This is a genomic window from Ruthenibacterium sp., from assembly GCF_017421385.1.
GTDB lineage: Bacteria > Bacillota > Clostridia > Oscillospirales > Ruminococcaceae > Ruthenibacterium > Ruthenibacterium lactatiformans.
This window is the reverse complement of sequence record NZ_JAFOIN010000002.1, coordinates 20,065-45,821: the sequence shown is the minus strand read 5'-3', so window position 1 is coordinate 45,821 and position 25,757 is coordinate 20,065. Positions and strand designations below refer to the sequence as shown.

The following is a 25,757-nucleotide window of genomic DNA, read 5'->3' as shown; positions in this document are numbered from 1 at the left end:
GGCGCGGCCCGGCAGGGCCGCGCCGCTTCCGCGGAAAAGGGGGAACCGGGCTCACACCTTCCGGCCTACGGGGATGGTGCCGCAGCAGTTCCAGGTGTAGTCCATGGGGTGGGCGATGATACGCACACGGAAGGTGCGCCCTGTGCACATGCCGTTGTTGCAGCCGCATGCGTCCGGGTCTTCCGGCAGAACAAAGGGCACGCACATCACATGTACGTCGCGGCAGCCTGAGCCGGTGTGGGCGGGGATCGTCAGTACCTTGAAGCCGCGGGAAGCCTCGATGCCGTCATCCATCAGCTCTGTTACAATAATGCCGACGGAGGTGCGGCGGTGCGGGCAGATGTCGTGCAGTACGAAGTCCACCTGAAGGATACGGCCCAAATCCGTCATGATGATGTCCCCGGCATCGACGAATATGGAATCCTGACAGGGGTCGGCGTGGACGTCGATGGGTTCCGGACACTCCGGCACGATGATGGAACCGCAGTCTACCGTTACAAAGGGGGACGGGAATTCTACGACAGAGCCCTCATCGTCGGTGAGCTGGATGGAATCGTTCACTTCGATATGCCCGCCTGAGCCGGACATATGGCGCACCGTGAATATCAGCTCCGCAGTCTCCTCTTCACTGTCCGCCAGTTCGGAGATATACCAGTGGATGATCTGCGAACTCTCCAGCTCCGCTTCGCCGATGAGCGGCGGCTCGAAGCCGATGATGGCAAATTCTGTGCTGATGATATCCTCAATGTGAATATTCGTCGCGCCCGGCCCGGCGATGGTATCGGCCAGATCGTGGAATGCACGCTCCAATTCCTCTTCATTTGGGGTGGTAATGACGTGTTCGTCCACAGGTTCGCTGGCCCAGCTGCGCAGTGTTTCCTCGTTCAGGCCTGTGCGGCCCACCAGGCCGATGCAGTAGATCTCCACATCGTCGTCGCGCAGCGCGGCGGCTATCGGCGCCGGGTCCGGCCCGACAGTCGTCTCGCCGTCGGTGAAAATGACCAGCACTTTTTTGCGCATGGTAGCGCCGAACAGTGTTCCCGCCTGAGTGAACGCATCGGCGTGGTTGGTATTACCCTGCGCCTGCAGCGCGTCTACCGCCTGCTTCAGCACTTCCACATCCTCGGTGAGCGGCACGTCTATGCTTGCCGTGCCCGCAAAGCTTACGATGCCGATACGGTTGCCGTTGGCTAGCCTTCCCATGCGTCCGCCAGTGCGTTTCATGACGATGTCGATAAACTCCTTGGCCCCCGCTTTCAAATGCATCATCGGGGTGCCCGTCATGCTGCCGGAACGGTCCAAAACAAGCGCGATATCCACGGGATTGTTGACGACGTCCGGCTGCGCCGTAACGCTGAGCGTTACGTTCAGAATGCCGTCGCAGTCGATCCTCTCTTCGCTGAGGATTTTGTCTACATGTGTGATACCCATACTGATTTCCTTTCATCAGCGGCCGGGCCTGCACCCGCTCGCCGCGTTTTTTCGGGGCGCACCCGGCACGGCTTTTCCACCCGCGCCCCGTGTGCCCCATTGGCTTCTGCGCTATCGTATGCGTCCGATGGGGACGTTGTGCCGCCGGACAGGGATAGCGCATTCGGATGGGTTTCCCATTTTTCCCGCCGCAGTGGATTTTGCGGGCGCAAAACGCGCGCATCGTCGTTTTCCAGACGGGTTTATGATATAATAGACGCAGCAGCAAAAATTTCTGCCTGCTGCTGCGGCGCGCCGGGCAGGGCTTGTGAGGGAATGGGAATGCAGTTAAAAGATATTAAAAAAGAGGGGATTTTTACCACCTTATATTATGAGTTGACCTGGAAGATCGGCTGGGAGCAGCTGCTCTCCATTCTGGATGTTGTGATCCGCACCGATTTTCAAGAAAAGGGATTCCAATCCCTTGCGGTGGGTATGATCGCCGGAACAACTCCACAGGATGTCACCAGGGACGTTCTGGCAAACGGCGGCGACATCAGACGGTCTGCTTTTGCCAAAGGGGAATCCGGTTATGCAGTGTTGACCGGCTATTCGCATCTCATGAAAGTTACAATGCGGATCATCGTCTGGAACCAGAGCGACCGCTTTATACTTCAATTGGCCGACGACCGGGCAATCGACAAGGATGGCAAGCACTCCTATGATAAATATGCCGACAGCATTGAAATTCTGGCGCATATTGATTATGCTAAAAAACAGCCTGCGGCTGTTTTTTAGGACATGCGGGCCGTCCGGATAAGTTTTTGTTGCGGAGCAATAAAAACAGGGATAATGATAACGTCGCAGCCAACGCTTTGGGCGGAACAAGCCGTCAGCTGCTTTGAAAAGCCTGTTTGTGTGCATTGTATGGAAAGGGGAGCATCATGAAAAACGATATCGACGATCTGCTGAACAGCGTGTTCGGTTCGCGCACACTGCGCACCGGCGGGCAGGCGGCAGGCCGGGAGAAGCCGGAAACGCCACGTCTGACGCTGGAGCCTGAACCGAAACAGCCGTCCCCGCGCGGCCGGAGCCCTCAGCGCCGCACCGCGCCGGGACGGCCCGCGGCACCCTCCCGCGGCGCCTCGCGGGAGGACGCGCGCCCCAAGGCGGACGTACCAGTCATTGACTTTGACGCCATCGGAAAGCAGCCCCCCGGGACAGATCTCCACGCCGCGCCGGACTTTGCCGCCATAGAACGCCGGGCTGCAAACGCCGCGCGGGAGCTGCAGGCTCTGGAGCGCGCGGCTCCACGCACGGGTGCGGCGCTGGACGAGGCCATCGCGCGCCAGCGAAAGGAGATCGAGGCCCTGAACCGCAGCGCGCTGGAGGACATCCACCGCATCGGACGTGAGCTGGAGACTCCTGAAGTGCGCGGCCTTGCCGGCGGGTTCGCACAAGAGGCGGCCGCGGCTCCCCTGCCCAACCACGCCGCCCCGCGGGGCAAGGCGGGGCTGGAGGGCTTCGACGGGTTGGCCGAAGCGCTGGGCGGAACCGTACTGGGTCAGCCGGATTATCTTCAAAAGCTGGTCATCGCGCTCAAGCGGCCGTATGTGATGGGCCACGAGGGTGAAAGCGCGCGCAACGCTTTCCTCGTCACCGGTCCGGCGGACACAGGCAAGCACCTGAGTCTGTGTGCCGCCGCAGAGGAACTGGCCCGGCGCGGCGTGTTCGTCAGCGGGGATATCTCCTGGATGGATCTGTCGCTGTACCCAACCGCCGCAGAGGAAAAGCTTTTTTTGCAGGATCTGTATATGGCGCTGGCCGCCAAGGGCGACATCGTAGTGTTCGAACACTACGAGCGTTGCCAGCCTGCGTTCCTGACGGTCCTGTCCAATCTGGTGCAGCGGGGCAAAAGCCCGCTGGCCGGGCGCTACGTATTGCAGAACGGCCGTCTGGTGGACGCGGGCAACGCCCTTGTCACCGACGCCGTGGGCGCGCTCACGCCACGGGGCAAATACCTTGTGCTGCTCAGCGAGGCCCCCGTTGCCAAACTGGCGGACAGCTTCGGCGCGCCGTTTGTTTCGGCGCTGGGAGATATCTGTGAGACGGCCGCCCTCACGCCCGAAAGCTTGTCCGCTGTGGCGAAAGCGGAATTTGACAAGCTGGCTGCCCGCGCGCAAAAGGCGCTGGGCTTCACCGTCACAGCCGGGGATGCGGCACTGCTCCTCGCCGCCGAAAGCAGCGGACGCGCCAAGGGCGCGCAGGGCGTGCTGGCATTCTGGGACCGCGCCTACCGCGCGCTGGCCCAGTACCGGCTGGAACACGACGACGCACCCAAAGCCGCCGCGCTGGGCGCAGCGGACGGCCGCCTGACTGCAGACTTCGGCGCAGGCCCGGCGGATCTGCTCTCCCTGCTTCCTGAAGCTTACCAAGGCGAGGTGGAAGCTGTAAAGGCAGAATTGGACGGCATCGTAGGCCTTGCAGCCGTAAAGGAATACGTACTCAGTTTGGAGGACAATTTTGCCGTGCAGGCGCGGCGCAAAGCCGCCGGTCTCAAGACGGCCAGCGTTTCCATGCATATGATCTTCACCGGGAACCCCGGCACAGGCAAAACGACCATTGCCCGGCTGGTGAGCCGTTACCTGAAGGCCATCGGGGTACTGAGCGGCGGGCAGCTGGTGGAAGTGACACGCGCCGACCTTGTGGGCCGTTATGTGGGCCACACCGCACCGCTTACCACACAGGTGCTCAAATCCGCCGTGGGCGGCGTGCTGTTCATCGACGAAGCATACAGCCTGTACCGCGGAAAAGACGACAGCTTCGGGCTGGAGGCCATTGATACGCTGGTCAAAGGTATGGAGGACCACCGGGACGATCTCATCGTTATCCTGGCCGGCTATTCCAAAGAGATGGCCGAATTTTTGACGGCCAACAGCGGCCTGAAAAGCCGTTTTCCAAACATCATTGAATTCCCCGATTATACCGGCGAAGAGCTGCTGGCCATTGCAAAGCTGCAGGCGGGCGGCAAGGGGTATACGCTGGACGAGCGCTGCGACGCAAATCTGCTGGCCTATTTCAACGCCGTGCAGCTCACCCGCGCGCGGGACGCAGGCAACGGGCGGCTGGCCCGCAACAAAGTGGAGGAGGCCATCCTCAACCAGTCCCGCCGCCTTGTGGCCCAGCCCGAAGCAGACCTGTGCCTGCTGCTGCCCGAGGATTTCCAGTTGGACGATGTGGGCGGAGTATAAACAGCCTTCCGCAGGTCTGCCTGCGTTTTTATAGATATCTGACAAGCAAAGGAGATGTTCACTATGCGAAAATATCAGGCTCTTTTTTTCGCAATAAGACCAGGAGGGTCCTGCAATGCTGACCCTTCGCATCAAGGGAGGCTGTCATGATAAAATTGACGCAGATAGACGAAACAAATTTTCTGGAATGCTTTGCGCTACGGCTGGGCAATGGGCAGGAGCGCTTTGTCTCATCCCCCATCCGCAGTCTGGCACAGGCTTATGTGTACCGGGACCAGTGTATGCCCTTCGGCATTTACGCCGGGGACAAGATGATCGGATACGTCATGGTTATTTACGACCGTGAGGAACAGACCTACAATATCTGGCATTTCATGATCGACGCGGCGCACCAGCGAAAGGGGTACGGCAAAGCTGCTTTGGCGCAGGTGATCCGATATATCAAAACAAAGCCGTTTGGGCCGTCCGGCACGGTGCTGCTCACCTGCAGCCCGGAAAACCAGGCAGCGTACGCCCTGTATACAGATTTTGGCTTTTGCCCAACGGGACGGTGCGACGGAAAGGAACAGGAGCTTTGCCTGAAGCTCGCCCCGGCGCGGCCGAATACGGAGATAAAAGTATAATACGCCAACAGAAAACGCGCCCCGCAGGCCGGATATATTTCGGATGCGGGCGCGTTTTTATTGTAGAGAAACCACCGGTTTTGCATATGCGTGCAAAGCCCTGTATTACCGGCATGCGCGCCCGGTGGCACAAGTACGGTCCGCCAGCCGCAAAAATTTTACTGCCGGCTGCCCGCAAGCGGGCTTATTCCAGCATCGTCAGATGTTTTCCCGCTCTGTTTTCCTCCATCCGGTTTTGATGTGCTCCACGATTTTTACCGCATCCTTTCCTGCGATATTTTGGCGCAGCCGCAATGTGATATTTGCAAATCCAGCTCGTATGCGATAACGCATTTACATCATTCAGCTGAATCGGATAAGCAGAAGCAGGCGCTTTCGCACCGGCTCGCCTGTTATGGCCTGTGCTGCGGTATGAGCCAGCAGCTTGTCTGCAATCGGGTCTGGACTTGTAGCTTTCCTTCCTATTGTGTATCCTCCCTTTTTGCCTTAGACCGTACCAGAAGACTGCTGCAGAAATTAAAAAAGAGCACTTCTCAGATGAACTCTAAGAAGTGCTCTCATAGCATTGCTAAACCTGTAGCTTATTCGTTTGAACTCCGTCATTCTTCATAACGATGCATTATTCTTCAACAATTTGCTGTCAAAATGCTGTCATCCACAGTTTGACAGCACAGAGCTCCGCAGCATATAGGGCAACACCGCACAATTCACGGCTGATGCCTAAGCGTCGTCTCGCTTGCAGATTTTCCTACAACTGTCACAAAAATCTGTCGGCGCGGTTCGACACTTAGAATTGTGCGGTGTTGCCATAGTTGTTTTCCATTGCGAATTCAACTATAGATTATGGTTTTATCAGTCGATGGGTTTCATCGTGGGGAAAAGGATGACCTCGCGGATGGTGCTGGAATTCGTCAGCAGCATCACACAGCGGTCAATGCCCATACCCATGCCGCCCGTCGGGGGCATGCCGTATTCCAGAGCCGTCAGGAAATCCTCGTCCAGCATCTCGGCCTCGTCGTCGCCGCGCTCGCGCTGCTCCGCCTGCTTGACGAAGCGCTCGCGCTGGTCGATGGGGTCGTTCAGCTCGGAATAGGCATTTGCCATCTCACTGTGGCAAATAAACAGCTCGAAGCGTTCCGTCAAACGCTTGTCCTGCGGGCTGCGCTTTGTCAGAGGAGATACCTCCACCGGATACATTGTGATGAATGTGGGCTGAATGAGCTTTTCCTCCACACGCTGGTCAAAGCAGGCGTACAGCGCGTTGCCCCAAGTGGGCTCCGCCGCCTCCGGCAGCTCCACACCGATGGCTTCGGCCGCGGCAACCGCCTGGGCATTGTCGGAGATGGCGCCGAAGTCGATGCCTGCATACTCCTTCACGGCGTCCACCATAGTCAGGCGGCGCCAGCCCGGCGTAAGGTCGATCTTTTCGCCCAGCCACTCCACCTCATAGCCGCCCAGCAGCTCCAGCGCGGCCGAGGAAAGGATCCCCTCGGCAATGTCCATCATCGTATGGAAATCCGCATACGCCTGATACAACTCCACGGTCGTAAATTCCGGGTTATGCTTCGGGTCCATGCCCTCGTTGCGGAAAATACGGCCGATCTCATACACGCGGTCGATGCCTCCTACGATCAGCCGCTTGAGCGGCAGCTCTGTGGCGATACGCATATACATATCAATATCCAGCGTGTTGTGGTGGGTCACGAAAGGACGCGCCGCAGCCCCGCCTGCGATGGTGTTCAGCACCGGCGTTTCCACTTCCATATAGCCGCGCTCATCCAGGTAATTGCGCATATGGCGAATAAATTTGGAGCGCACCTCAAACGTCTTGCGCACCTCCGGGTTGACGATCAGGTCCACATAGCGCTGGCGGTACCGCGCCTCGCGGTCCTTCAGGCCGTGGAATTTTTCGGGCAGAGGCAGCAGGCTCTTGCTCAGCAGTACGATCTCGGTGACATGCACGCTGATCTCGCCCATCTTCGTGCGGAACACAAAGCCTCTGACGCCGATGATATCGCCGATATCAAATTTCTTGAACGCCTGATACTCCTCCACACCCACGTCGTCCCGGCGGACATAAAGCTGGATGTTGCCCGTGGTGTCCCGAAGGTCCGCAAAGCTGGCCTTGCCCATCACGCGCTTGCTCATCATGCGGCCCGCCATGCACACGCTGCGGCCCTGTTCACCCTCGGGCACGTCCACAAAGCTCTCTTTCACCTCGGCGGCAAAATCCGCCTGGGGATAGCTTGTCAGCTCAAAGGGGTCGTTTCCGGCCTCCTGCAAGCCGCGCAGCTTTTCGCGCCGGATGGCGACCAGCTCGTTATACGCCTGCTCACTCACTTCTTCGGCTACGGCCCCGATCTTCTGCTGGGCTGCCTCCAACGCATTGCCCAACTGTTCCAACGTTTCGTTTGCCATGCTTGTCCTCCAACATCTCGCAATTTGTCCCATCCAGTATAGCACAAAATATAACACAAAAACAGGTGCTTTCGCACCTGTTTTTGAAAAAAGCCTGATTTTGTGCGGCTTACAGCTCTGCTCGGCCGATCTCCATCACTTCGTACTGCACAACTGCGCCGCTGGGCAGCGTGATATCCACCTTATCGCCCACGGAATGGCCAATAAGGGCCGCTCCGATGGGAGATTCATCCGAGATCTTTCCGTTCACCGGGTCAGCCTCGGTGGAACCGGTGATATCGTATTCGTCTTCATCCCCGTCCTCATCCTTGATGCGCACATGACTGCCGACGCTGATATGGTCGGTAGAAAGCTCGTCCTCGGTGACGACGCGGGCATGCTTGAGCATTTTTTCCAAAAGTGCAATGCGGCCTTCCACAAGGCCCTGCTCGTTTTTGGCTTCGTCATATTCACTGTTTTCGGAAAGGTCGCCGTAGCCGCGGGCCACTTTAATCTTTTCGGCCACCTCTTTGCGCTTGACGGTTTTCAGCTGTTCAAGCTCGTCCTCCAATGCACGCAAGCCGGCATAGGTCATGACAATTTCTTTTTCCAAGGTCTCCGGTCTCCTTCACAGATATTGGTACCGCGCCGCGCCACAGTACAAAATGTGGGGCACTTGTACAATATGGGTTATTATAGTGTTTTTGCTTTTGGCTGTCAAGCGGAAAACCAAAATTATACAAATTGCACCAGTAAATGGGGATTTCTTTGTATATTACGGCTGAACAGACATTTTTTGCGAGCCTGTTCCGTTCCCTTGTATACAATGGGCGGCGGCAGACGGGCGTACACAAACACCGTCCTGCTGTAAAATCCCCCTGATGCTGCTATTTTATGCATCGTCCGGACAAAAGAGAACCACAGGAGGGAAAATCATCTCCCTCCTGTGGCGGTTTTCCGCTGGTATTGGGACGTTACTCCTCGTCGTCCTTCATATCAATGAACTTCTTCGCTTCCTCGATGACCTTCGGCTCCAAATTGGAGGGCAGCGGCTCATAGCGGGTGAATTCAAATACAAAGCTGCCGCGTCCTTGCGTGAGCTGGCGCAGATAGGTGGTGAAATCATGCATCTCACTGACCGGCACGTCGGCTTCCAGCGTCTGCTGACCATCCTCGGCCGGATGCATGCCCAGCACGCGGCCGCGCCGCTTTGTCACCTCGCCCATGATGTCCCCCAGCACATCGCCCGGAACAGTAGCCATCAGGTTGCCGATGGGCTCCAGCAGCACGGGGCCAGCCTCGGGCAGCGCAGCCTTGTAGGCCAGCTTCGCAGCCATCTTAAACGCCATTTCGGAAGAATCCACCGGGTGGTAGCTGCCGTCCAGCAGCGTGGCCTTCAGGCCCACCACGGGGTAGCCGGCCAGCACGCCGTGGCGCACGGCCTCCTGCAGGCCTTTTTCCACCGCCGGGAAATAGTTCTTGGGCACGCTGCCGCCGAACACGTTCTCGGCAAATACAAACTCTCCCTCGTCCGTCGGCTCGAATTCGATCCATACGTCGCCAAACTGGCCGTGACCGCCCGTCTGCTTCTTATGGCGGCCCTGTGCCTTACATTTCTTACGGATGGATTCACGGTATGCGATACGCGGCTCGGTGAGGCTCACCTCCACGCCGAACTTGCTTTTGAGTTTGGCGCACACCACATCCAGATGCTGCTCTCCCAGACCGGATATCACCTGCTGCACCGTCTCGGTGTTGACGGCGTACCCCAGCGTCGGGTCCTCTTCCATCAGGCGCTGCAACGCGCCGCTGATCTTGCTCTCGTCGCCTTTCTGCTTTACCTTGATGGCCATGGACAGCGTAGGCCGGGGGAACTCGGGGCGCGGCAGGCTCACCACACGGCCCGGCGCACACAGCGTGTCGCCCGTCTGCGCGGCAGGCAGCTTGGTAATGGCACCGATGTCGCCCGCGCCGATCTCCGCCGCATCCGTCTGCTTTTTTCCTTTCACGAACACCAGCTTGCCCATGCGTTCGGGCTCGCCCGTGCGGCTGTTTACCACCGGAGAGTCCGCCTTGAGCGTGCCGCTGACAACCTTGACATAGCTCATCTTACCCACAAACGGGTCTGCTACTGTTTTGAATACATATGCGCACAGCGGGTCTTTCGCCTCGCAGGCGATCTCCACTTCGTTTCCGTCGCGGTCCGCCGCAACGCACCCAGCGCCGCGCGCTGCGCTGGGCAGCAGCTTTTTGATGTAGCGCAGCACCATGTCCGTACCCGCCAGCGCAGTGGAGCAGCCGCAGAGTACCGGCGTGATGGCGCCCGTTTTAACGCCTACGCGCACACCCTCCGTCAACTCCTCCTGCGTGAAGGGCTCACCCTCGAAGAATTTCTCCATCAGCGCGTCATCGGTCTCGGCCACAGCCTCGCGCATGGCCTCGATCAGCCCGTCCTCCCGATGGCCGTATTTGGGCATAGGCACTTCGCGGGCCGTGCCGTTGACGTAGCTGTACGCCTTGGATTCGATCAGGTTCACAAACACGCGGCCGCCGGCCTGCTCGATGGGCACGACCACCGGACAGATGGACGGGCCGAACTCCGCTTTCAGCTCTTCAAATACTTTATAGAAATCGGCATGCTCGGCGTCGATTTTAGAGATGTAGATCATACGGCTCTTGCCGTGTTTCAGCGCCAGCTTGTACGCCTTCTGCGCACCGACGGTGAGGCCGCTGCGGCCGGACACTGTAATGAGCACGCTCTCGGCAGCGCAGATGCCCTCGTGCAGACCCAGCTCAAAATCAAACAGACCCGGCGTGTCGATCAGATTTATTTTTACGCCGTCATACTCGACAGGCGCTACGGCCAGCGACAGGGATGCGCGGCGCTTGGCCTCCTCGGGGTCGTAATCGCATACGGTGTTCCCGTCTTCCACACGGCCCAGGCGGTCGGTGCTCTTGGCGGTAAACAGCAGCGCTTCGGCGAGGCTGGTTTTCCCGGCGCCGCCGTGGCCCGCTATGAGGACGTTTCGGATGTGATCGTTTGCGTAATTCATAAACAACAACCCTCTTTTCCGCCCTGCGCAAAACGCATGGCAGCAACTTATACAAAAATAGTATCACAATCGCGTCGCTTTTTAAAGATAATGTTGTAAAAAAAGAAAGAATCTTACGTACAATCTTCCAGCATAAGATTGTATAGTTTGACAAGAGGTTTTCAACAATGGCTGCCCGGCGCAAACAATAAGCCGTCCTCGTGCCTGCGGCGCAGACAAAATGCAGAAAAACACATACCGCCGCGCTTTCGTCAAAAAAAGCTGGTATGCGGACGATGTGCATGATAAAATGATGCCACAAGGCGGGCCGGCCCCAAAGGCGCCCGCGGAACATCGAGCCGGGCGCGTTCAGCCGTCCGGAGAAAGGGACGCGTTATGACGGCATATGAAAAAAGCCTGGAGGTCCTGCGCGAGCTTTTCGAAAAGGACTGCACCTTCGTATTGGCGACCGCGCGGGAGAACGTTCCTTCGCAGCGGGTGGTGGACGCCTGTTATATGGGCGGCGCATTCTGGGTGGTCACGCACGGCCGTTCCGCCAAAGTGCGGGAGATGAAAGCAAACCCCTGTGTTTCGCTCTGCAGCAGTTTTCACACCTTTAAGTGCAAAGCCCATTTCATGGGACATCCGCTGCTGCCTGCCAACCAGGCGGCGCGCGAAGCGCTGGCGGGGGCGTTCGAGCCGTGGCACTTTGCCTGCAACGATGAAGGCGACTCCAACCTGTGTTATCTGCGCATCGTACCGGAGAGCGGTTTTTTCCACAAGGACGGGACAGGCTACCGGGTGGATTTCATCAACGGGACGGCGGCGGAATTCCCCTTTACAGCTCAGGTCGAAATGGCTTTACAGCCGCGCGCAAATATTCCGGTATTCTGAAAAGGGCGGGAGCACACAAGGCTCCCGCCCTTATATTACATCTATAAAAGCCTCAGACGACAAACCCGCCGTTGGGCGCCAATACCTGCCCCGTGAAAAAAGCGCCCGCGTCCGATGCGAGAAACGCGACGGCAGCGGCCACGTCCTCCGGCGCGCCCAGACGGCACAGCGGCGTTTCCTCTGCAAGCGCCGCCTTATCCTCCGGGGAGAAAACAGCCATCATATCCGTTTCCACTACGCCCGGCGCCACACAATTTACCGTTATTCCGCTTGGGCCTTCCTCCTTGGCCAATGCCTTGGTAAAGCCGATAAGCGCCGCCTTTGCCGCGGAATAGTGCACCTCGCAGGAGGCCCCCACCTGCCCCCACATGGAAGAAATATTGATGATGCGGCCCCACTTTTGGCGTATCATATGCGGCAGCGCGGCCTGGCAGCAGTGGAACGCGCCTTTCACGCATACGCCGAACATGGCGTCCCACTCAGCCGCAGTGATATCTGTGAACAGCTTCTGCTGTGCAACGCCCGCATTATTGACAAGGATGTCCGCCGGCCCCAGCGTCTGCTCTACCTGCGCAAACATCGTGCGCACCGCCGCTTCGTCAGAGACATCTGCACAGAATACTGCCGCCGTGCCGCCCGCAGCGCGGATACGAGCCGCCACGCTTTCGGCACTGTCCCGCCGGGTGCGGCAGCACACGGCCACACGGCACCCCTGCGCGGCCAGCGCCAGCGCTGCGGCTGCGCCGATGCCGCGGGAAGCTCCTGTCACGATTGCGGTTTTTTCCATTTCGGCTTGCTCCCATCTCTGCGCCTGCGGCGCAGCTCTTCAAAAAACGCCGCCAGCAGCGCGGCGCATTCGTCCTCCAGCAGCCCGCCCTCCACCTGGGGGCGGTGATTGAAAGGCAGCGCAAACAGATCCGTTACGCTGCCGCAGCAGCCCGCCTTTGCATCCCGTGCGCCGTACACGACGCGCTTGATACGGCTGTTGACGATGGCCCCTGCGCACATGGGGCACGGCTCCAGCGTCACAAATAACTCGCATTGCCACAGCCGCCAGCCGCCCAAAGCGCGGCATGCCGCGTCTATGGCCAGCAGCTCGGCGTGATGCGTGGCATTCTTGCCGGTCTCCCGCGTGTTGTGTGCCACCGCCACAGGCTCCCCGTCCTTCGCCACTACCGCGCCTACAGGCACCTCGCCCAACGCAGCGGCTTTTTCCGCTTCGGCCAGCGCCAGACGCATCAACGTGATATCATCCATATGAAACCAACTTTCCTTATTTCGCGAACAGCGGCCATGCCGCGCGCAGCGCCATGCACGCCATCACCAGCGGGAACAGCGGCGCAGACGCCAGGCGCTCCAGACGGCTCTGGCGGTTCTTGGGGTCGTATACCCGGGGGATGGGCCTGAAACGGCGCATTACGCCCAGGCGGCGAATGGCCGCAAGACACACCACGGCCCCCACGCAGAACACGGCCACCAGGTATCCCGCAAACGCAAAGGCGGACACGCCGTCCATCTTCTGCGCCGCATATAAAAAAAGAAACGACATTGTATTATAAGCAAAGTGCAGCGCCATTCCCAGCGCCAGAGAGCCGGTACAGTAGGCCGCCAGCCCCATGAGCACCGACAGGATGAACAGAGACGGCATCTGCGCGATATCGCCGTGCAGCAGCGTGAACACCACACTGGATACAACGATGGAAAACCATGTTCCCCAGCGGGAAAGCACTGCCTGCATGGCGCCGCGCACCAGCAGCTCCTCCAGTACGGCGGGTACCACACACATGCCGATGAAATACAAAAACGTGGCAAATCCGCTTTGCGGCAGACGGATGGCCTCCGGCGCGCGGTACCGGGTGAACGCGGCCAGCAGCCGCTGCAAAAGCGTAGTAAGCAAGCTGCATAGAAAGCCCGCCCCTAAAAACACCGGCACGAACAGCCACAGCCGCCCGTCCCGAGGCATCTGCACCGAAATCCGCAGGCGCATGGGCGTAGCGCGCACTCCCACGGCCAGCAGCCAGAACGCTGCCGCCAACCCGGCGGCGGGCAGAAGAACGTTGAATACGCCCAGCACCCACTCAGGCACAGCAATGGGGTTTTCCAGCGTAGCGCTTTTGTTGAACAGGCGCAGCAGCTGCCCTACGGCCAAACGCAGCAGCGCCGTGACGCCCAAATACACCGCCGCCGCCAGCGCCGTCAGGTTCGCCGCATAGCGCAGCGGGTCATTCTGTTGTTTGCGCGCCATCCCGCAGCCACCTCCCTCTGTTTATTCCGCCGGCCCGCGCGGGGCCCGCGCCGATGATATCCAGCTTCTATATTACAATATTCCGGCAAAAAAAACCACTGTGAAATCGCATCGCGTTTTCACAGCGGAAATATTTTTATGAAGGACTCACCGGGAGAAGCGGCGAATCAAAACAACCGCGCCGGTTCAGGCATATGCACGGGAAACGGAAGCGTAAACAGCCTCAGAGGTATCCTCCCCTTCGATCCACCCGGTGTAGGACACGCGGACCGTATCGCCTTTTTTCAGCTCCTCCGGAAAAGACTTTCCCGGCACAGCTTCAAATTTCAGTGTCCGGCCGTCGGCGGCGGCCAGCGTCAGTGCGGTATCGCTCACGGCACGCACCGTACCGAGCACGGCGCTCTTATTGGCATCTTTCCGGGCCGTGACCTCCAGTGACAGAAGCTGTGCGGAACGGGTGGATTCCCCGCTGATGCAACCGGAATAAGTGACGCGCACACCATCTCCCGGCTCCACTCCGCCCTGCTGCCCGGTGAGGGATTTCCCCGTGTAGAAGGCAAGTACACGTCCGTCCGCCGTACATACCCCGATGCTGCCCTGTTTGCTGTTCACGGAACACACCGTGCCCCGCACAGCCTGTGCATCCGCCAGCTTTTCCGCCTGCACACGCAGCAGCATGGCATGGGATGTATCCTCCGGCGCGACGCTGCCCGAATAGCTCAGCACCGCGCGGCTTCCCGCGCGCAGGCCATCCGGCATATCCACCTCGGCGAAGCCCAGCGCGAAGATATAACGTTCCCCTGTATCTGCCAAAAAGGTGATCGTATCCGCCTTTTCATCCACGGCGCGGATACGTCCCGCCAGGGTGAACACATCTCCCTCCGATACGCGCGCTGTCACACGGCTCACCACCGCGCCGTCCGGTGCGCCATCAAAATACACGCGCGCCCACATTCCCTCGCGTGGTTCGCCCTTCAGCGCACGTACGCTCCGGCCCGCCGCAAAGGTGTAGGTTTCACCGCCCGCCGTCCGAAGTGTGATGCTCTCTTCATCGAACGCCGTTACAACGCCGTCGGCCGTGCTCCCCATCGAAAGGGAGTCGGGCTGCGTTTCCTGCGCGGCCTCTATGCGCAGCAGCTTTACATTTCGGGCGTTGGTGTCCGTCAAAACGCCGTCGTACCAGATGCGCACATACTGGCCGGCCTGTACGCCGCCTTCTACCATGTCCTCGGCGCCGTCCATACGGAACACATACTCTCCGCCGCCTGCGGCACGGAGGATGAACTGTCCGTCCGAGGCGTCCAGTACCACGCCTTCTTCTTTTTTAGCTCCCTCGGGAAGCACCGTTCCCGCCTGAGGGTCCTGTATGGGTCGCCCTCCGCCGGACCCGGCGCATGCCTGCAGCCCCAACACCAGCATCAGGCACAGCGCTGCTGTCAGCACCGCTACACATCTTTTCTTCATTGCTCTCAAACCCACATCTGCAACCCTTCCTGCCAAACCTCCACGGTCCGCGGCATACTTTATCATTGTATGCAAAAACGGCACATGATATCCCGCCGCCGCAGTATCGCTGACATTGTCTTTCCATTATAGTAGACGCTCCCGCATCCGGTTTCATTTCAAAAAAAATCTTAAAAATCTATGACAATCTTCCAAGCACACCGGAACGGACCGTCGGAAGCATTTTTGCCGCGGCACAATAAAAAACGGCCATACGGATCGCTCCGCATGGCCGTTTTCCGGTTTTAAATCACTCGGCGTCCTCGCCGTCCGCTTCGCTGCCGGAGAGCAGCGCCTTCATCGAAAGGCTGATGCGCTTTTTCTCGAAGTCCACATCGGTGAGTTTCACTTCCACTTCCTGGCCTACGCTCAGCACATCGGAGACCTTCTCAACACGCTCGTTGGAAATCTCGCTGATATGCACCAGGCCGTCGATGCCCGGCAGGATGCGCACAAATGCGCCGAACTTGGTGATGGACACCACGGGCGCCTTGAACACGCTGCCGATGGGATATTCGGCCTTGAATTTCTCCCAGGGATTGTCCTCGGCTTTCTTATAGCCCAGAGACACTTTTTTGTTCTCGGTGTCGATATCCTTGACGTACACATCGATGGTATCGCCGACGCTCACGACCTCGGACGGATGCTTGATGCGGTTCCAGGACAGTTCGCTGATATGAACCAGGCCGTCCACGCCGCCGATATCCACGAACGCACCGTAGTTGGTCAGGCTCTTGACAACGCCCGTGTACTGCTTGCCGATCTCCACATTGGCCCAGAACTCCTCGCGCTTGGCGTCGTTCTCGGCGGCCAGGACCTCGCGGATGGAACCCACGATGTGGCGGCCTTCGCACTGCTTCATCTTCAGACGGACATTCGTTTTCACCAGGGCGGTATAATCCTCGCCATGGCGCAGCGTGGCCTGGGAGCGCGGCACGAACACGCGCACGTTATTCACCAGCACCACAACGCCGCCGGAGTTGGCCTCGGTGACGAAGCCCTCCAGGATCTCGCCGCTCTCGACAGCAGCGGCAACGGCCTCGCGGCCCTTGTTCTCATCCAGACGCTTTTTGGAAAGATAGACAACGCCTTCCTGGTCGTTTACCTTTGTTACGATGAGGTCGAGCTCGTCACCTTTCTTGACCAGATCCTCCGCTTTGGCGGACGGGTCATTGGTGAGTTCCTCGAGCTTGACGAAACCGGTCTGCTTCGTGCCGATATCCACCTGGATCTCGCTGGGGGAAACGCCGGTGACGATGCCCTTTACGACCTTTCCATTGTATACCGGCTTCAAGGAAGCGTCGATCATTTCCTCAAAGCTCAATTCCTCTTCACGAATTTCCTCGCTCATACTGCTCAGTACCTCCTCAATAATAGACGAGGGCGTGGATGCACCCGCCGTCACTCCCACCGTGCCTGCGCCGCGCCACCACGCGGGGTCCAGCTCCTGTGCTGTCTCCACGGCGGCGGCCTTTGTATGGCGCCCGGCAACGGATACGAGTTTCTGGGTGTTGGAGGACTGCCGCCCGCCGATGACGACCATCAGGTCGCATTGGCGCGCAAGGCACTCCGCCTCATGCTGCCTCGCCCATGTTGCATTACATATTGTATCAAATATGCTCGGATTTGTATATACTTTTTTGAGAAACTCTACGCATTCTTGCCACTTTTTCACCTCAAAAGTGGTTTGAGCTACCACAAAAATTCCATTTTTGGTATTTTCTGGAGTTAAAAGTGCTTTTAACTCCTCCAAATCGGCAAAAACAAATACACTGCCCCGTGTGTGTCCCACGATGCCCTGCACCTCGGGATGGTTTTCGTCGCCTGCGACCAGCAGGGTTTTGCCCTCCTCACCCGCCCTGCGGGCCAGGCGGTGGATTTTGGCCACAAAGGGGCAGGTGGCGTCATGCACCACAAGGCCCCGGGCCCCAAGCGCATCGTACACGCACTGCGGCACGCCGTGGCTGCGCACCACCACCTCGTAGCCGTCGGGCACCTGTTCGGGTGTATCCACGGTAACGGCGCCCCGGGCCGCAAGGTCCGCCACGCATTGAGGATTATGGATGAGCGGCCCCAGCGTAGCCACCCGCACGCCCTGCTCCAGCAGGCCGTAGGTGAGCTTTACCGCACGGTCCACTCCGAAGCAGAAGCCCGCCGTCTTTGCCTTAATGATCTTCATATCACAGCTCCTTGGAAAAAGGGCGCCGCAGGCAGCGCACTTTCTCTTTTACACTTTTATAAGTATTGCCGGTTTTCCTCCAGCAGCTTTTCCAGCTCTTCCGCCAGCAACGCCTTGCATTCGCGCAGGCGGGCGGCGCTGCGCGGCTCGCCCAGCTTCAATTTTTCCGCGGGGATCGGCTTGCCGAACACTACGGTGCAGCGGCCGAACACCCGCATTTTTCCGCCTTTGTAGATGATACGGCAGGGGATCATATCCACGCCCGCTTCGGCCGCAATGACAAATGCTCCGCTCTTCAGCTTACCCAGGTTGCCGTCCTTGGTACGCGTGCCCTCGGGGAAGACCAGCGCCCCGCGGCCCTCACGCACCTCGCGCACAGTGTTTTCCACCACTGTGGCGTCGCCCTTTCCCCGGCGCACACAAACGACGCCCACATGCCGCCAGGCCCAGTTCAGCAGGCGGCTGATCTCGAACAGCTCTTCTTTGGCCATGATGACCATGGGCCTGCCCCAAAACCGGGCAATAACGACGAATACAGGGTCGATGGCGGAGATGTGGTTGGGCGCGATGACGAAGCCCCTGTCATGGATGAGGTTCTCCCTTCCGATGACCCTGATCCGGAACGCGATGTGCCACACCAGCCACGCCAACGGCACGATGATCCAGTAAAACCACATCGTTACCCCTCCTGCCCCAGACGCGCGCGGATGGTGGACAGCAGCAGCGCGAACGCATCGTCGAAGGTAAAGCCCGTGGTGTCCACGGTAACGGCATCCGCAGCGGGGCGCAGCGGCGCGGCGGCACGGTGGGTGTCGTTATAGTCCCGCCGTTCCACATCCGCCAGCACCTGCTCGTAGCTCACCCATTCCCCGCGGGCAATCAATTCATCGTAGCGGCGCCGGGCGCGGTCTCCCGCGCTGGCCGTCAGAAATATCTTCACCTGCGCACCGGGCAGCACCACAGTACCGATGTCGCGCCCATCCATAAGCACATTGTTATCCTTTGCCAATGCACGCTGTTCGTCCAGCAGGAACGCGCGCACCGACGGGTGTGCCGAAACATGGGATGCAGCCATGGACACCTCCTCGGTGCGGATGAGGCCGGAAACGTCCTCCCCGTTCAAAAACATATGCTGCACACCGTCCACATAGCGCATCTCCAGCCGGATGCCCGGCAGGAGCGCCGCCACGGCATCCTCATCCTCGGTGTCTGCGCCGCTGCGCAGCACATGCAGCCCGATGGTACGGTACATGGCGCCGGTATCGACATAAATGTAGCCAAGCTCTGCGGCAAGCCGCCGCGACAGACTGGATTTGCCCGCACCGGACGGGCCGTCGATGGCAATGGAAATCATATTTTTCTCCTCTTCCCCCCAGGACGCTCCGCACTGCGGCATGCGCCCGGTCATGATTGACAGCCGTCCGGCCGATTACAGATGGCTTGCCGCCGCATATGCTGTGGCGAACGCGATTCCCAGGTTGTAGCCGCCCGTGTACGCGTCCACATCCAGCACCTCGCCCGCGAAATACAGCCCCGGACACAGCTTGCTCTGCATTGTTTTGGGGTCCACTTCCTTTACGCTGACGCCGCCGCTGGTAACGACGGCATGGGCAAGGTCGCCCTTTCCGGCCAGCTCGACCGGGAACGCTTTCAGCAGCTCCACCAGGCGCCGGCGCTCCTCCCGGGTGATCTGGTTCACCTTGCGCTGCGGGTCCATGCCCCACACGTCCAGCATCACAGGCTGCATGGAGGCCGGAAGCAGCTTCACAAGGCAGTTCGCAGCCTCCCGGTTCGCAAGAAGCGCAAAGTCCTCGGAGACGCGCTTATAAAGCTTTTCCGGCGGCAGCGCAGGCTTGAGGTCAATACAGACGCGGTAGCCGTATTTTTTCATATCCCGGATGTGTGCGCTGGCGGAAAGCACCAGCGGCCCGGACATGCCGAAATGCGTGAACAGCATCTCACCCTGCTCGCAAAACAGCACCTTTTTTCCTTCGTACAGTGTGAGCGCCACATTTTTAAGGGAAAGACCCATCATACGCCTGCACACCCCTCCGCGCTCCACCAGGGAAACAAGACTCGGTTCCGGCGGCATTACGGTGTGGCCCGCCTGCCGTGCGAAACGGTAGCCGTCGCCCGTGGAGCCCGTCACCGGATAAGACACGCCGCCCGTTGCCACGAGTACGGCCCCGGCACGCAGCGCTTCGCCGCTCTGCAGGCGCACGCCCGTGCAGCGGCCGTTCTCCAACATCAGCTCCCGTGCGCCCTCGTACCGCAGACGCGCACCCTTCGCCCAGCGCAGCAGAGCGTCCAGCACGTCCTGCGCGCGGTCGCTCTGAGGAAATACCCGCCGCCCCCGCTCCGTTTTAAGCGGCACGCCCAGCCCTTTTTCCAGCAGCTCCATCACGAAAGCGGGCGGGCAGGCGTTGAGCGCCGAATACAAAAAACGCGGATTGCGGCGCACATTTTTCAAAAACTCATCCGGACCGCAGTTGTTGGTGACATTGCACCGCCCCTTGCCTGTAATGAGCAGCTTTTTGCCCGGCGCGTCCATATGCTCCAGAACCGTGACGCGTTTGCCCGCGTGCACGGCAGCGCCGGCGGCAAACAGCCCGGCCGCGCCTGCTCCGATGATGATACAATCCTCCATGGCTTATCCTTCCCGCACGACGACAGTCCGCCGCGCGACCTTTTCGGCATCTTTTGCATCAGGGAAGCCGTCCGGGACGGCCTCAGCAAAAACGCGGCGGAGTTTTGTCCCCGAAGCCGCGTTTGAGAAAAGCGCAAGCACGGCAGACCAAAATATCCGCGAAATGTGCAGCCGCCCGGACCGGACCGCGCATCAAACGCCCGCCACGCTTTTGGCTGGCGGGGAACTGCCGCGGTTTTCCGCGATGCAATATTTCAGGCCCATGCACAAAAGCGCATCAGCGCACGAAGTGCGCGCAGCCGCGCAAGCGGCGGGTTTGAGGTTATTATACCATCAATCCCCTTGTGCAACAACCGTTTTCCCTCAGCTCCCGCGGCAGCCGGCCGCCATATGCCAGACATTATTATAACGGCCCGTGCAGAAATACTCAACCTCTCATGCTTATTTCACCCTTCAGCACGCACATGTGCCGCCCGTGTTGCGCACGCAGTACTTATAGTGATATAATAATATACAATTATGGCCATAGCCGTGCGCGGTACATCTGCACGGCTGCCAAGCAAACGGCGCCCGGCCCCGGCGCGCCGCAAAAGGAGACAAGCCATGTCGAAACTGAAAAAGCTGCTGCCGAAGCGGGATCTGCGCGCACGGTGGCTGTGGGTACTGGCGCTGGCCCTCACTGCCGTCAAGCTGGGCCTGTGCAGCTTCCAGCTCATCGTCGCCTCGCCGGATCTTTCCCCCATCGACGACACGCTGATGTTCAACCTTGCCAAGAGCATCTCCGCCGGGAACTGGCTGGGAGAATACGATTGGCTCACGTTGGGCAAGCATTCGTTTTATGCGCTCTGGCTGGCGTTTTTGAACCTGCTGCACGTCAACATCGTCGTAGGCGGTCAGGCGTTGTTCGCGGTGAGCTGCCTGGTGCTGCTGGCGGCGCTGAAGCCCGTGATGCGCACAAACTGGGGACGGCTGTTCGTATTCGCCGTCACGCTGTATACCCCGGCCTCCTGGGCGGAAAATACGCTGCGCGTCTACCGCGACAATATCTATCCCTCCCTGGTGCTGCTGGCGCTGGCAGGACTATTGGGCGCATTCACGCGCTTTCGGGAAAAACCGCTGCGCGCGCTGCCTTATTATGTTGCCGCCGGCCTTTCCCTTGCGGCGGCCTGGCTGTGCCACGAGGACAACGCGCTGCTGCTGCCGTTCGTTCTGTGCGCGGCGGCGGTTTATCTTGCTTATCTGTTTCTGGACAAAAGCATTGCGCACAAAAAGAGCCGCCTGGCGCTGCTGCTGGTACCATTAGCGCTGTGGGGCGGCGGCATCGCGGCCTGGTGCGGCATGAACTACAAGTATTATGGCCGTTTTATCATCAGCGATTTCACTTCCAGCGAATTCAATGACGCCATGGGTGCGCTGTCCCGCGCGTATCCGGATGACCAGAAGCGCTACGAGCTCATCCCTTTGTCCACACGCCTTGCATTGTATGAAGTATCCCCCACCTTCGCCAAACTTCAGGATGTGCTGGAGACGCCCGAGATGTACAACGGCTACGGCGACCCGGAAACAGGCGAGCTGAATTCCGGCGGCATCCATTGGGTGCTGCGCAAGGCTGCCTGGACGGCCGGTTACTACGACACAGCCCAGGACGCAGAAAACTTCTGGCGCGCGGTGGCCGACGAGATAAACGCCGCCTGTGATGCAGGGCTTGTCCCCGCCGGGCGCAGACACAGCGGTGTGTTTTCTCCGATCAAGGCGGAATATGTCGCCCCTACCATCGGTAAATTTTTTGACGAGGTCAAGGTGTTCGTTCTCTTCGAGCAGACCGAACCGACCCAGATACTTTCCATCGCCCGGCCCGACCAAACTGAAGAATGGGAGAGTTATCTGCACTGCCAGAGCACCATCGCCGCACAGGCCAACACCGATCTGCCCTACTTTGCGCCTCTCAATCAAATTGCCTACAAGCTGCTGAATCTTGTAACCTGGGTGCAGCGCATCCTGCTTTGGCCCATGCTGCTGCTCACCGTGCTGTGGCTTGTGCGGTATGCGCCCGCTTGCGTACGCGGACTGAAAAAAAAGCAGCCGCCTGCGGACCTTGCGGGCAGCGTGCTGATGCTGGGCTTCTTCCTCACCGGGCTTCTGCGCATGGCTGCTATTGCCTATCTCATGGCCGTGACGCTTTCATTCGACATCTATCTGATGTACCTCTCGGCAGCCTGTGCGCCCATGCTGGCGTTTCTGGCTTACGGCACGGCCAAATGGTTCGAGGGGCACGCCTTGTCCGCTTCCCCGTACAGCCTTAAATAAGAAAGGACGTTCTTCAACATGAAAGACTATATCAAGATCGCCCGTCCGGACCACTGGATCAAAAACCTGTTCATCTTCCCCGGCACGCTGTTCGCGCTGCTGCTGGTAGGCTGGAAGGGCTCCTACGGCGGCCTGGCCGGTATCGCGCTGGTCAGTTTCTTCTGCACCTGCATGATCGCCTCGGCCAACTATGTCATCAACGAATGGCTGGACGCCAGGTTCGACAAGTACCATCCCACCAAGAAAAAACGCCCCGTGGTGCAGAACACCATGAGCGGAAAAATCGTTGCCGCGGAATATGCGGTGCTGGCCGCGGTTGGGCTTGGCGCTTCGCTGCTGGTGAACATCCCGTTCTTTGTATGCGAGCTGTGGCTGCTGGTGATGGGTGTTCTGTACAATGTCAAGCCCTTCCGCACCAAGGATATCGCGTATCTGGACGTACTGTCGGAGTCCATCAACAATGCCATCCGCCTGCTGCTGGGCTGGTTTTTCGTAACGGCGGACTATCTGCCGCCGGTCACCATCGTGCTGGGCTACTGGCTGGGCGGCGCGTTTCTCATGGCCATCAAGCGCTATGCCGAATACCGTATGATCGGTGACAAAAGCACCGCCGCGCTGTACCGCAAATCCTTCGGCCAGTACACCGAACAGTCTCTCTTGATCTCCGCGTTCTTCTACGCCATGTGCTCGCTGTTTCTGTGCGGTATCTTCATCATCAAATACAAGATCGAGCTGCTGCTGGTGGTCCCCTTCCTGTGCGGGCTGTTCTGTTTTTACTTTCATCTTGCCTTCAAAAAGGATTCCGCCGTGCAGAAGCCGGAGAAGCTTTACCGGGAGAAAGGGCTGCTGATGTACATGATCATACTGGCCGCCGTATTCATTCTGGCGCTGTTCATCAAGATCCCGGCGCTGGAGGTCTTTCTCGACTCCAAGATCATCGGCTTGTAATGGTGCGCCGCCATGAACGTATACGATTTTGACGACACGATCTTTCGCGGCGACAGCACCCGCGCTTTCTGGGCCTACTGCCTGAAGCGCGCGCCGGGGCTGGCACGCTTTCTGCCCCGGCAGTGCGCCGCCGCCGTGCGCTATGCGCTGGGCCGCACGGCTAAGGAAGCGTTCAAGGAAGCGTTTTTTTCCTTTTTGCAGGGCGTGCCGGACGCGGACGCCTGGGCGGAGGATTTCTGGCGCACGCATGAACGCCGGTTCCGCCCGTGGTATCTGGCCCAGAAGCAGCCGGACGACCTGGTCGTTTCTGCCTCACCGGAATTTCTGCTGGCGCCCGCCTGCCGCAGGCTGGGTATCCGCCCGCCCATCGCCTCCCGTGTAGATGCGCGCACCGGGCGTTACACGGGCCTCAACTGCAAGGGAGCGGAAAAGGTGTCGCGTTTCCGGGAGCAATATCCGGATGCGGAGATCGGGCAGTTTTATTCCGATTCCCGCTCAGACGCGCCGTTGGCGCACCTGGCACGCCGCGCCTTTCTGGTCCGGGGAGATTCTTACACCTCATGGGAGGTGTAAGGCTCCGTTCCCGCGCGGCTGCGGCAGATATTTTCAGCACAACAAAAGCGCGCCCTGAGCAGGCCAACAGGCCGATTCAGGGCACGCTTTTTCAATTTGACGTTTCCGCCAGCCGCGCAGCCGGTCAATCTCTGCCGCGGGAAGCGCCCATGGCTGTGCGGCCGGCGGGCACGCCTTCCGCGCGGCCTCCCTGCACTACGCGCAGTGCGGGCGCAGGCTCCCGCGTCATGGCCGGGCCGTGTACGGGCCGCGGCTGCTGCACGCGGGGCATAAGGCCCTGCTGCGCCGCGAGCATGGCAGCACGGCGGCGTGCCAGCCTGCGCTTTTTGCGCTGCGCCTTAACGTACGCCACATAAGCGATGCGCCCGGCCACCAGAGCGGCCAGTAAAAGAAAGATACAGAACAGCACGCCCAGCACCTTGAGCGCGACCTCCCACCAGGCGGGCCTGTCCACAAATTCCTTCGCATTGGCGTCCAAAAGCGCGGACACTGCGCTCTCGTCGATGCCCAACGTATAAACGCCGATCTCGCGGTTCATACAGCTCCCGGCCGAAAGGCCCTCCCTCAGGCTGACCGTCATTGCTGCGGTGAACGGCTCGTCCACCATGTAGCGCTCCGGCGTATCAAACGTGACCTGCACGTCATCCGCAGCCAGCGCACTGTGGAGCAGGAACGTGTAGCCCTCCTCCGAAAGGGCCAGCGGCGCGCTGCCCACCGAGGGCGCTCCTTCGGCGTAATACACCGGCACCTGCGGGGACGTAATATCCGAAGCCGCCAGCGTGACGGGCGTGAAATGATCGAAGCAATAATCCAGCAATGCGATGCTGTCGGAAAACTTGTCATACTTTTTTGCGCTTCCCATCACCACGCAGATCAGACTTCTGCCGCTGCGGGTGACGGTTTCCACCATCGTGTAGCCCGCCTCCTCCGTCCAGCCGCTCTTACCGCCGGTGGTGCCCTCATACTGGTATTTGTTCGTTACCAGCATGCAGTTATCGGTGCCAAACAGACGCTCCTGCTCCTGCTTGTTGGTGGGCTGCATGGTATAGGACGTTGCGCCGAACAACTCGGAAAAGCCCGGCACCGTCATCGCCCACTGTGTCAGGCGGGCCATGTCGTAGGGCGTGGTGTAGTGGTCGGCGCTGTGCAGGCCGTTGGCATTTACAAAATGGGTGCCCGCCAGGCCCAGCTCCGCGGCTTTGGCGTTCATCAACTCCACAAACGCCTCCATGCTGCCGGCGGTGTACTCTGCCAACACATTGGCCGCGTCGTTGGCACTGGCCAGGATCGTGGCATGGAACAGATCGTTGAGAGACACGACCTCTCCCGGCTGCAGCGCGACATGGGACGAGCCCGCCTCCAGCGAATAGACCGCGTCCGGGCTGACCGTGACCTGCTGCGTCATGTCGCCGCCGCATTTTTCCATAGCCAGCGCCAGCGTCATAATCTTCGTGATACTGGCTGGATAATTCCGCTCGGCGCCGCCCTTCTGTACGAGCACCTGCCCCGTCTGTGCATCCATGACAAGGTATGCGTGCGCCGTCACCTCCGGCGGCACGGTGCTGCTTTCGGCGTACACCGGCCAAGCCAGACCCGCCGCCAGCGCCAGCGTCAGGATCATCCCCAGCAGTTTCTTCACTTGCCGCACTCCTCACCTCTGCTTTCAGCGCTTCCACCGAAAACAAGTTAAAGTTATCAATGGTATTATACAATTTGTATATCACAAGTGCAAGCCTTCCGCCGCCTAT

At 59.5% G+C, this 25,757-nt stretch carries 20 protein-coding genes; 7 read left to right on the top strand and 13 right to left on the bottom strand.

The window, feature by feature from the left end; translation table 11 throughout:
• Positions 1–51: 51 nt before the first annotated feature.
• Positions 52–1,431, bottom strand: coding sequence for a vWA domain-containing protein (locus IIY41_RS00330; RefSeq protein ID WP_050004836.1), 1,380 nt, complete (start codon positions 1,429–1,431; stop codon positions 52–54).
• A gap of 321 nt (positions 1,432–1,752) precedes the next feature.
• On the opposite strand from IIY41_RS00330, the gene IIY41_RS00325 reads away from it, so the two are divergent.
• The 3 genes from IIY41_RS00325 to IIY41_RS00315 all read left to right on the top strand — a co-directional run bounded on the left by IIY41_RS00325 (position 1,753) and on the right by IIY41_RS00315 (position 5,284).
• A complete protein-coding gene (locus IIY41_RS00325) occupies positions 1,753–2,208 on the top strand; it encodes a hypothetical protein (RefSeq protein WP_009322102.1) in 456 nt (151 codons plus the stop codon).
• 146 nt (positions 2,209–2,354) lie between these two features.
• Positions 2,355–4,661 (top strand): AAA family ATPase, encoded by a 2,307-nt coding sequence (locus IIY41_RS00320; RefSeq protein WP_058723617.1) that lies wholly within the window; start codon positions 2,355–2,357, stop codon positions 4,659–4,661.
• Positions 4,662–4,807: 146 nt separating this feature from the next.
• Positions 4,808–5,284 carry a GNAT family N-acetyltransferase gene (locus IIY41_RS00315; protein WP_058723618.1) on the top strand — a complete coding sequence of 159 codons (477 nt, stop codon included), beginning with the start codon at positions 4,808–4,810 and terminating at the stop codon, positions 5,282–5,284.
• Between the two features lie 852 nt (positions 5,285–6,136).
• Here IIY41_RS00315 and lysS read toward each other — a convergent pair.
• The 3 genes from lysS to IIY41_RS00300 all read right to left on the bottom strand — a co-directional run bounded on the left by lysS (position 6,137) and on the right by IIY41_RS00300 (position 10,734).
• Entirely contained in the window at positions 6,137–7,702 is a 1,566-nt protein-coding gene (gene lysS, locus IIY41_RS00310) for a lysine--tRNA ligase (protein ID WP_069971815.1), read from the bottom strand.
• Between the two features lie 109 nt (positions 7,703–7,811).
• Positions 7,812–8,294, bottom strand: coding sequence for a transcription elongation factor GreA (gene greA, locus IIY41_RS00305; RefSeq protein WP_009322098.1), 483 nt, complete (start codon positions 8,292–8,294; stop codon positions 7,812–7,814).
• 361 nt (positions 8,295–8,655) lie between these two features.
• Positions 8,656–10,734 (bottom strand): elongation factor G, encoded by a 2,079-nt coding sequence (locus IIY41_RS00300; protein ID WP_287399106.1) that lies wholly within the window; start codon positions 10,732–10,734, stop codon positions 8,656–8,658.
• A 375-nt stretch (positions 10,735–11,109) separates the two neighbouring features.
• Here IIY41_RS00300 and IIY41_RS00295 point away from each other — a divergent pair, with 375 nt between their 5' ends.
• Entirely contained in the window at positions 11,110–11,607 is a 498-nt protein-coding gene (locus IIY41_RS00295) for a pyridoxamine 5'-phosphate oxidase family protein (RefSeq protein ID WP_009322096.1), read from the top strand.
• A 52-nt stretch (positions 11,608–11,659) separates the two neighbouring features.
• Here IIY41_RS00295 and ymfI read toward each other — a convergent pair whose 3' ends face one another.
• From ymfI to IIY41_RS00255, 8 genes are all read right to left on the bottom strand, one after another.
• On the bottom strand, positions 11,660–12,394 hold the full coding sequence (gene ymfI, locus IIY41_RS00290; protein ID WP_009322095.1) for an elongation factor P 5-aminopentanone reductase: 735 nt from the start codon (positions 12,392–12,394) through the stop codon (positions 11,660–11,662).
• The gene (locus tag IIY41_RS00285; protein ID WP_055079549.1) at positions 12,373–12,864 is read right to left on the bottom strand and encodes a nucleoside deaminase; all 492 of its coding nucleotides are present in this window, start codon (positions 12,862–12,864) and stop codon (positions 12,373–12,375) included. Before IIY41_RS00285 ends, ymfI begins: the two co-directional genes overlap by 22 nt.
• Positions 12,865–12,880: 16 nt before the next feature.
• A complete protein-coding gene (locus IIY41_RS00280; protein WP_009322093.1) occupies positions 12,881–13,852 on the bottom strand; it encodes a CPBP family intramembrane glutamic endopeptidase in 972 nt (323 codons plus the stop codon).
• 186 nt (positions 13,853–14,038) lie between these two features.
• Positions 14,039–15,316 (bottom strand): hypothetical protein, encoded by a 1,278-nt coding sequence (locus tag IIY41_RS00275; RefSeq protein WP_287399103.1) that lies wholly within the window; start codon positions 15,314–15,316, stop codon positions 14,039–14,041.
• Positions 15,317–15,605: 289 nt separating this feature from the next.
• A complete protein-coding gene (locus IIY41_RS00270) occupies positions 15,606–17,534 on the bottom strand; it encodes a bifunctional 4-hydroxy-3-methylbut-2-enyl diphosphate reductase/30S ribosomal protein S1 (RefSeq protein WP_119981022.1) in 1,929 nt (642 codons plus the stop codon).
• Between the two features lie 56 nt (positions 17,535–17,590).
• Positions 17,591–18,211 carry a lysophospholipid acyltransferase family protein gene (locus tag IIY41_RS00265; protein WP_009322090.1) on the bottom strand — a complete coding sequence of 207 codons (621 nt, stop codon included), beginning with the start codon at positions 18,209–18,211 and terminating at the stop codon, positions 17,591–17,593.
• 2 nt (positions 18,212–18,213) lie between these two features.
• Complete coding sequence (gene cmk / locus IIY41_RS00260) at positions 18,214–18,888, bottom strand: (d)CMP kinase (RefSeq protein WP_009322089.1); 675 nt, start codon at positions 18,886–18,888, stop codon at positions 18,214–18,216.
• 75 nt (positions 18,889–18,963) lie between these two features.
• Complete coding sequence (locus IIY41_RS00255) at positions 18,964–20,181, bottom strand: BaiN/RdsA family NAD(P)/FAD-dependent oxidoreductase (protein ID WP_287399100.1); 1,218 nt, start codon at positions 20,179–20,181, stop codon at positions 18,964–18,966.
• A 603-nt stretch (positions 20,182–20,784) separates the two neighbouring features.
• On the opposite strand from IIY41_RS00255, the gene IIY41_RS00250 reads away from it, so the two are divergent.
• From IIY41_RS00250 to IIY41_RS00240, 3 genes are read left to right on the top strand one after another with little or no spacing between them, the layout of a single operon-like run.
• Complete coding sequence (locus tag IIY41_RS00250; RefSeq protein WP_009322087.1) at positions 20,785–22,488, top strand: hypothetical protein; 1,704 nt, start codon at positions 20,785–20,787, stop codon at positions 22,486–22,488.
• A gap of 18 nt (positions 22,489–22,506) precedes the next feature.
• The gene (locus IIY41_RS00245) at positions 22,507–23,436 is read left to right on the top strand and encodes a UbiA prenyltransferase family protein (RefSeq protein ID WP_009322086.1); all 930 of its coding nucleotides are present in this window, start codon (positions 22,507–22,509) and stop codon (positions 23,434–23,436) included.
• A 12-nt stretch (positions 23,437–23,448) separates the two neighbouring features.
• Positions 23,449–24,009: a haloacid dehalogenase-like hydrolase gene (locus IIY41_RS00240; RefSeq protein WP_050004845.1), complete on the top strand. Its 561-nt coding sequence runs from the start codon at positions 23,449–23,451 to the stop codon at positions 24,007–24,009.
• Positions 24,010–24,133: 124 nt separating this feature from the next.
• On the opposite strand, the gene IIY41_RS00235 is transcribed toward IIY41_RS00240, so the two are convergent.
• Positions 24,134–25,648 carry a D-alanyl-D-alanine carboxypeptidase family protein gene (locus tag IIY41_RS00235; protein WP_117472781.1) on the bottom strand — a complete coding sequence of 505 codons (1,515 nt, stop codon included), beginning with the start codon at positions 25,646–25,648 and terminating at the stop codon, positions 24,134–24,136.
• Positions 25,649–25,757 lie beyond the last annotated feature (109 nt).

Bases quoted from the DNA above. Each gene is read 5' to 3' on its own strand.
- IIY41_RS00330 (WP_050004836.1), bottom strand. From the start codon at position 1,431: ATGGGTATCACACATGTAGACAAAATCCTCAGCGAAGAGAGGATCGAC.
- IIY41_RS00325 (WP_009322102.1), top strand. From the start codon at position 1,753: ATGCAGTTAAAAGATATTAAAAAAGAGGGGATTTTTACCACCTTATAT.
- IIY41_RS00320 (WP_058723617.1), top strand. From the start codon at position 2,355: ATGAAAAACGATATCGACGATCTGCTGAACAGCGTGTTCGGTTCGCGC.
- IIY41_RS00315 (WP_058723618.1), top strand. From the start codon at position 4,808: ATGATAAAATTGACGCAGATAGACGAAACAAATTTTCTGGAATGCTTT.
- lysS (WP_069971815.1), bottom strand. From the start codon at position 7,702: ATGGCAAACGAAACGTTGGAACAGTTGGGCAATGCGTTGGAGGCAGCC.
- IIY41_RS00300 (WP_287399106.1), bottom strand. From the start codon at position 10,734: ATGAATTACGCAAACGATCACATCCGAAACGTCCTCATAGCGGGCCAC.
- IIY41_RS00295 (WP_009322096.1), top strand. From the start codon at position 11,110: ATGACGGCATATGAAAAAAGCCTGGAGGTCCTGCGCGAGCTTTTCGAA.
- ymfI (WP_009322095.1), bottom strand. From the start codon at position 12,394: ATGGAAAAAACCGCAATCGTGACAGGAGCTTCCCGCGGCATCGGCGCA.
- IIY41_RS00285 (WP_055079549.1), bottom strand. From the start codon at position 12,864: ATGGATGATATCACGTTGATGCGTCTGGCGCTGGCCGAAGCGGAAAAA.
- IIY41_RS00280 (WP_009322093.1), bottom strand. From the start codon at position 13,852: ATGGCGCGCAAACAACAGAATGACCCGCTGCGCTATGCGGCGAACCTG.
- IIY41_RS00275 (WP_287399103.1), bottom strand. From the start codon at position 15,316: ATGAAGAAAAGATGTGTAGCGGTGCTGACAGCAGCGCTGTGCCTGATG.
- IIY41_RS00270 (WP_119981022.1), bottom strand. From the start codon at position 17,534: ATGAAGATCATTAAGGCAAAGACGGCGGGCTTCTGCTTCGGAGTGGAC.
- IIY41_RS00265 (WP_009322090.1), bottom strand. From the start codon at position 18,211: ATGTGGTTTTACTGGATCATCGTGCCGTTGGCGTGGCTGGTGTGGCAC.
- cmk (WP_009322089.1), bottom strand. From the start codon at position 18,888: ATGATTTCCATTGCCATCGACGGCCCGTCCGGTGCGGGCAAATCCAGT.
- IIY41_RS00255 (WP_287399100.1), bottom strand. From the start codon at position 20,181: ATGGAGGATTGTATCATCATCGGAGCAGGCGCGGCCGGGCTGTTTGCC.
- IIY41_RS00250 (WP_009322087.1), top strand. From the start codon at position 20,785: ATGTCGAAACTGAAAAAGCTGCTGCCGAAGCGGGATCTGCGCGCACGG.
- IIY41_RS00245 (WP_009322086.1), top strand. From the start codon at position 22,507: ATGAAAGACTATATCAAGATCGCCCGTCCGGACCACTGGATCAAAAAC.
- IIY41_RS00240 (WP_050004845.1), top strand. From the start codon at position 23,449: ATGAACGTATACGATTTTGACGACACGATCTTTCGCGGCGACAGCACC.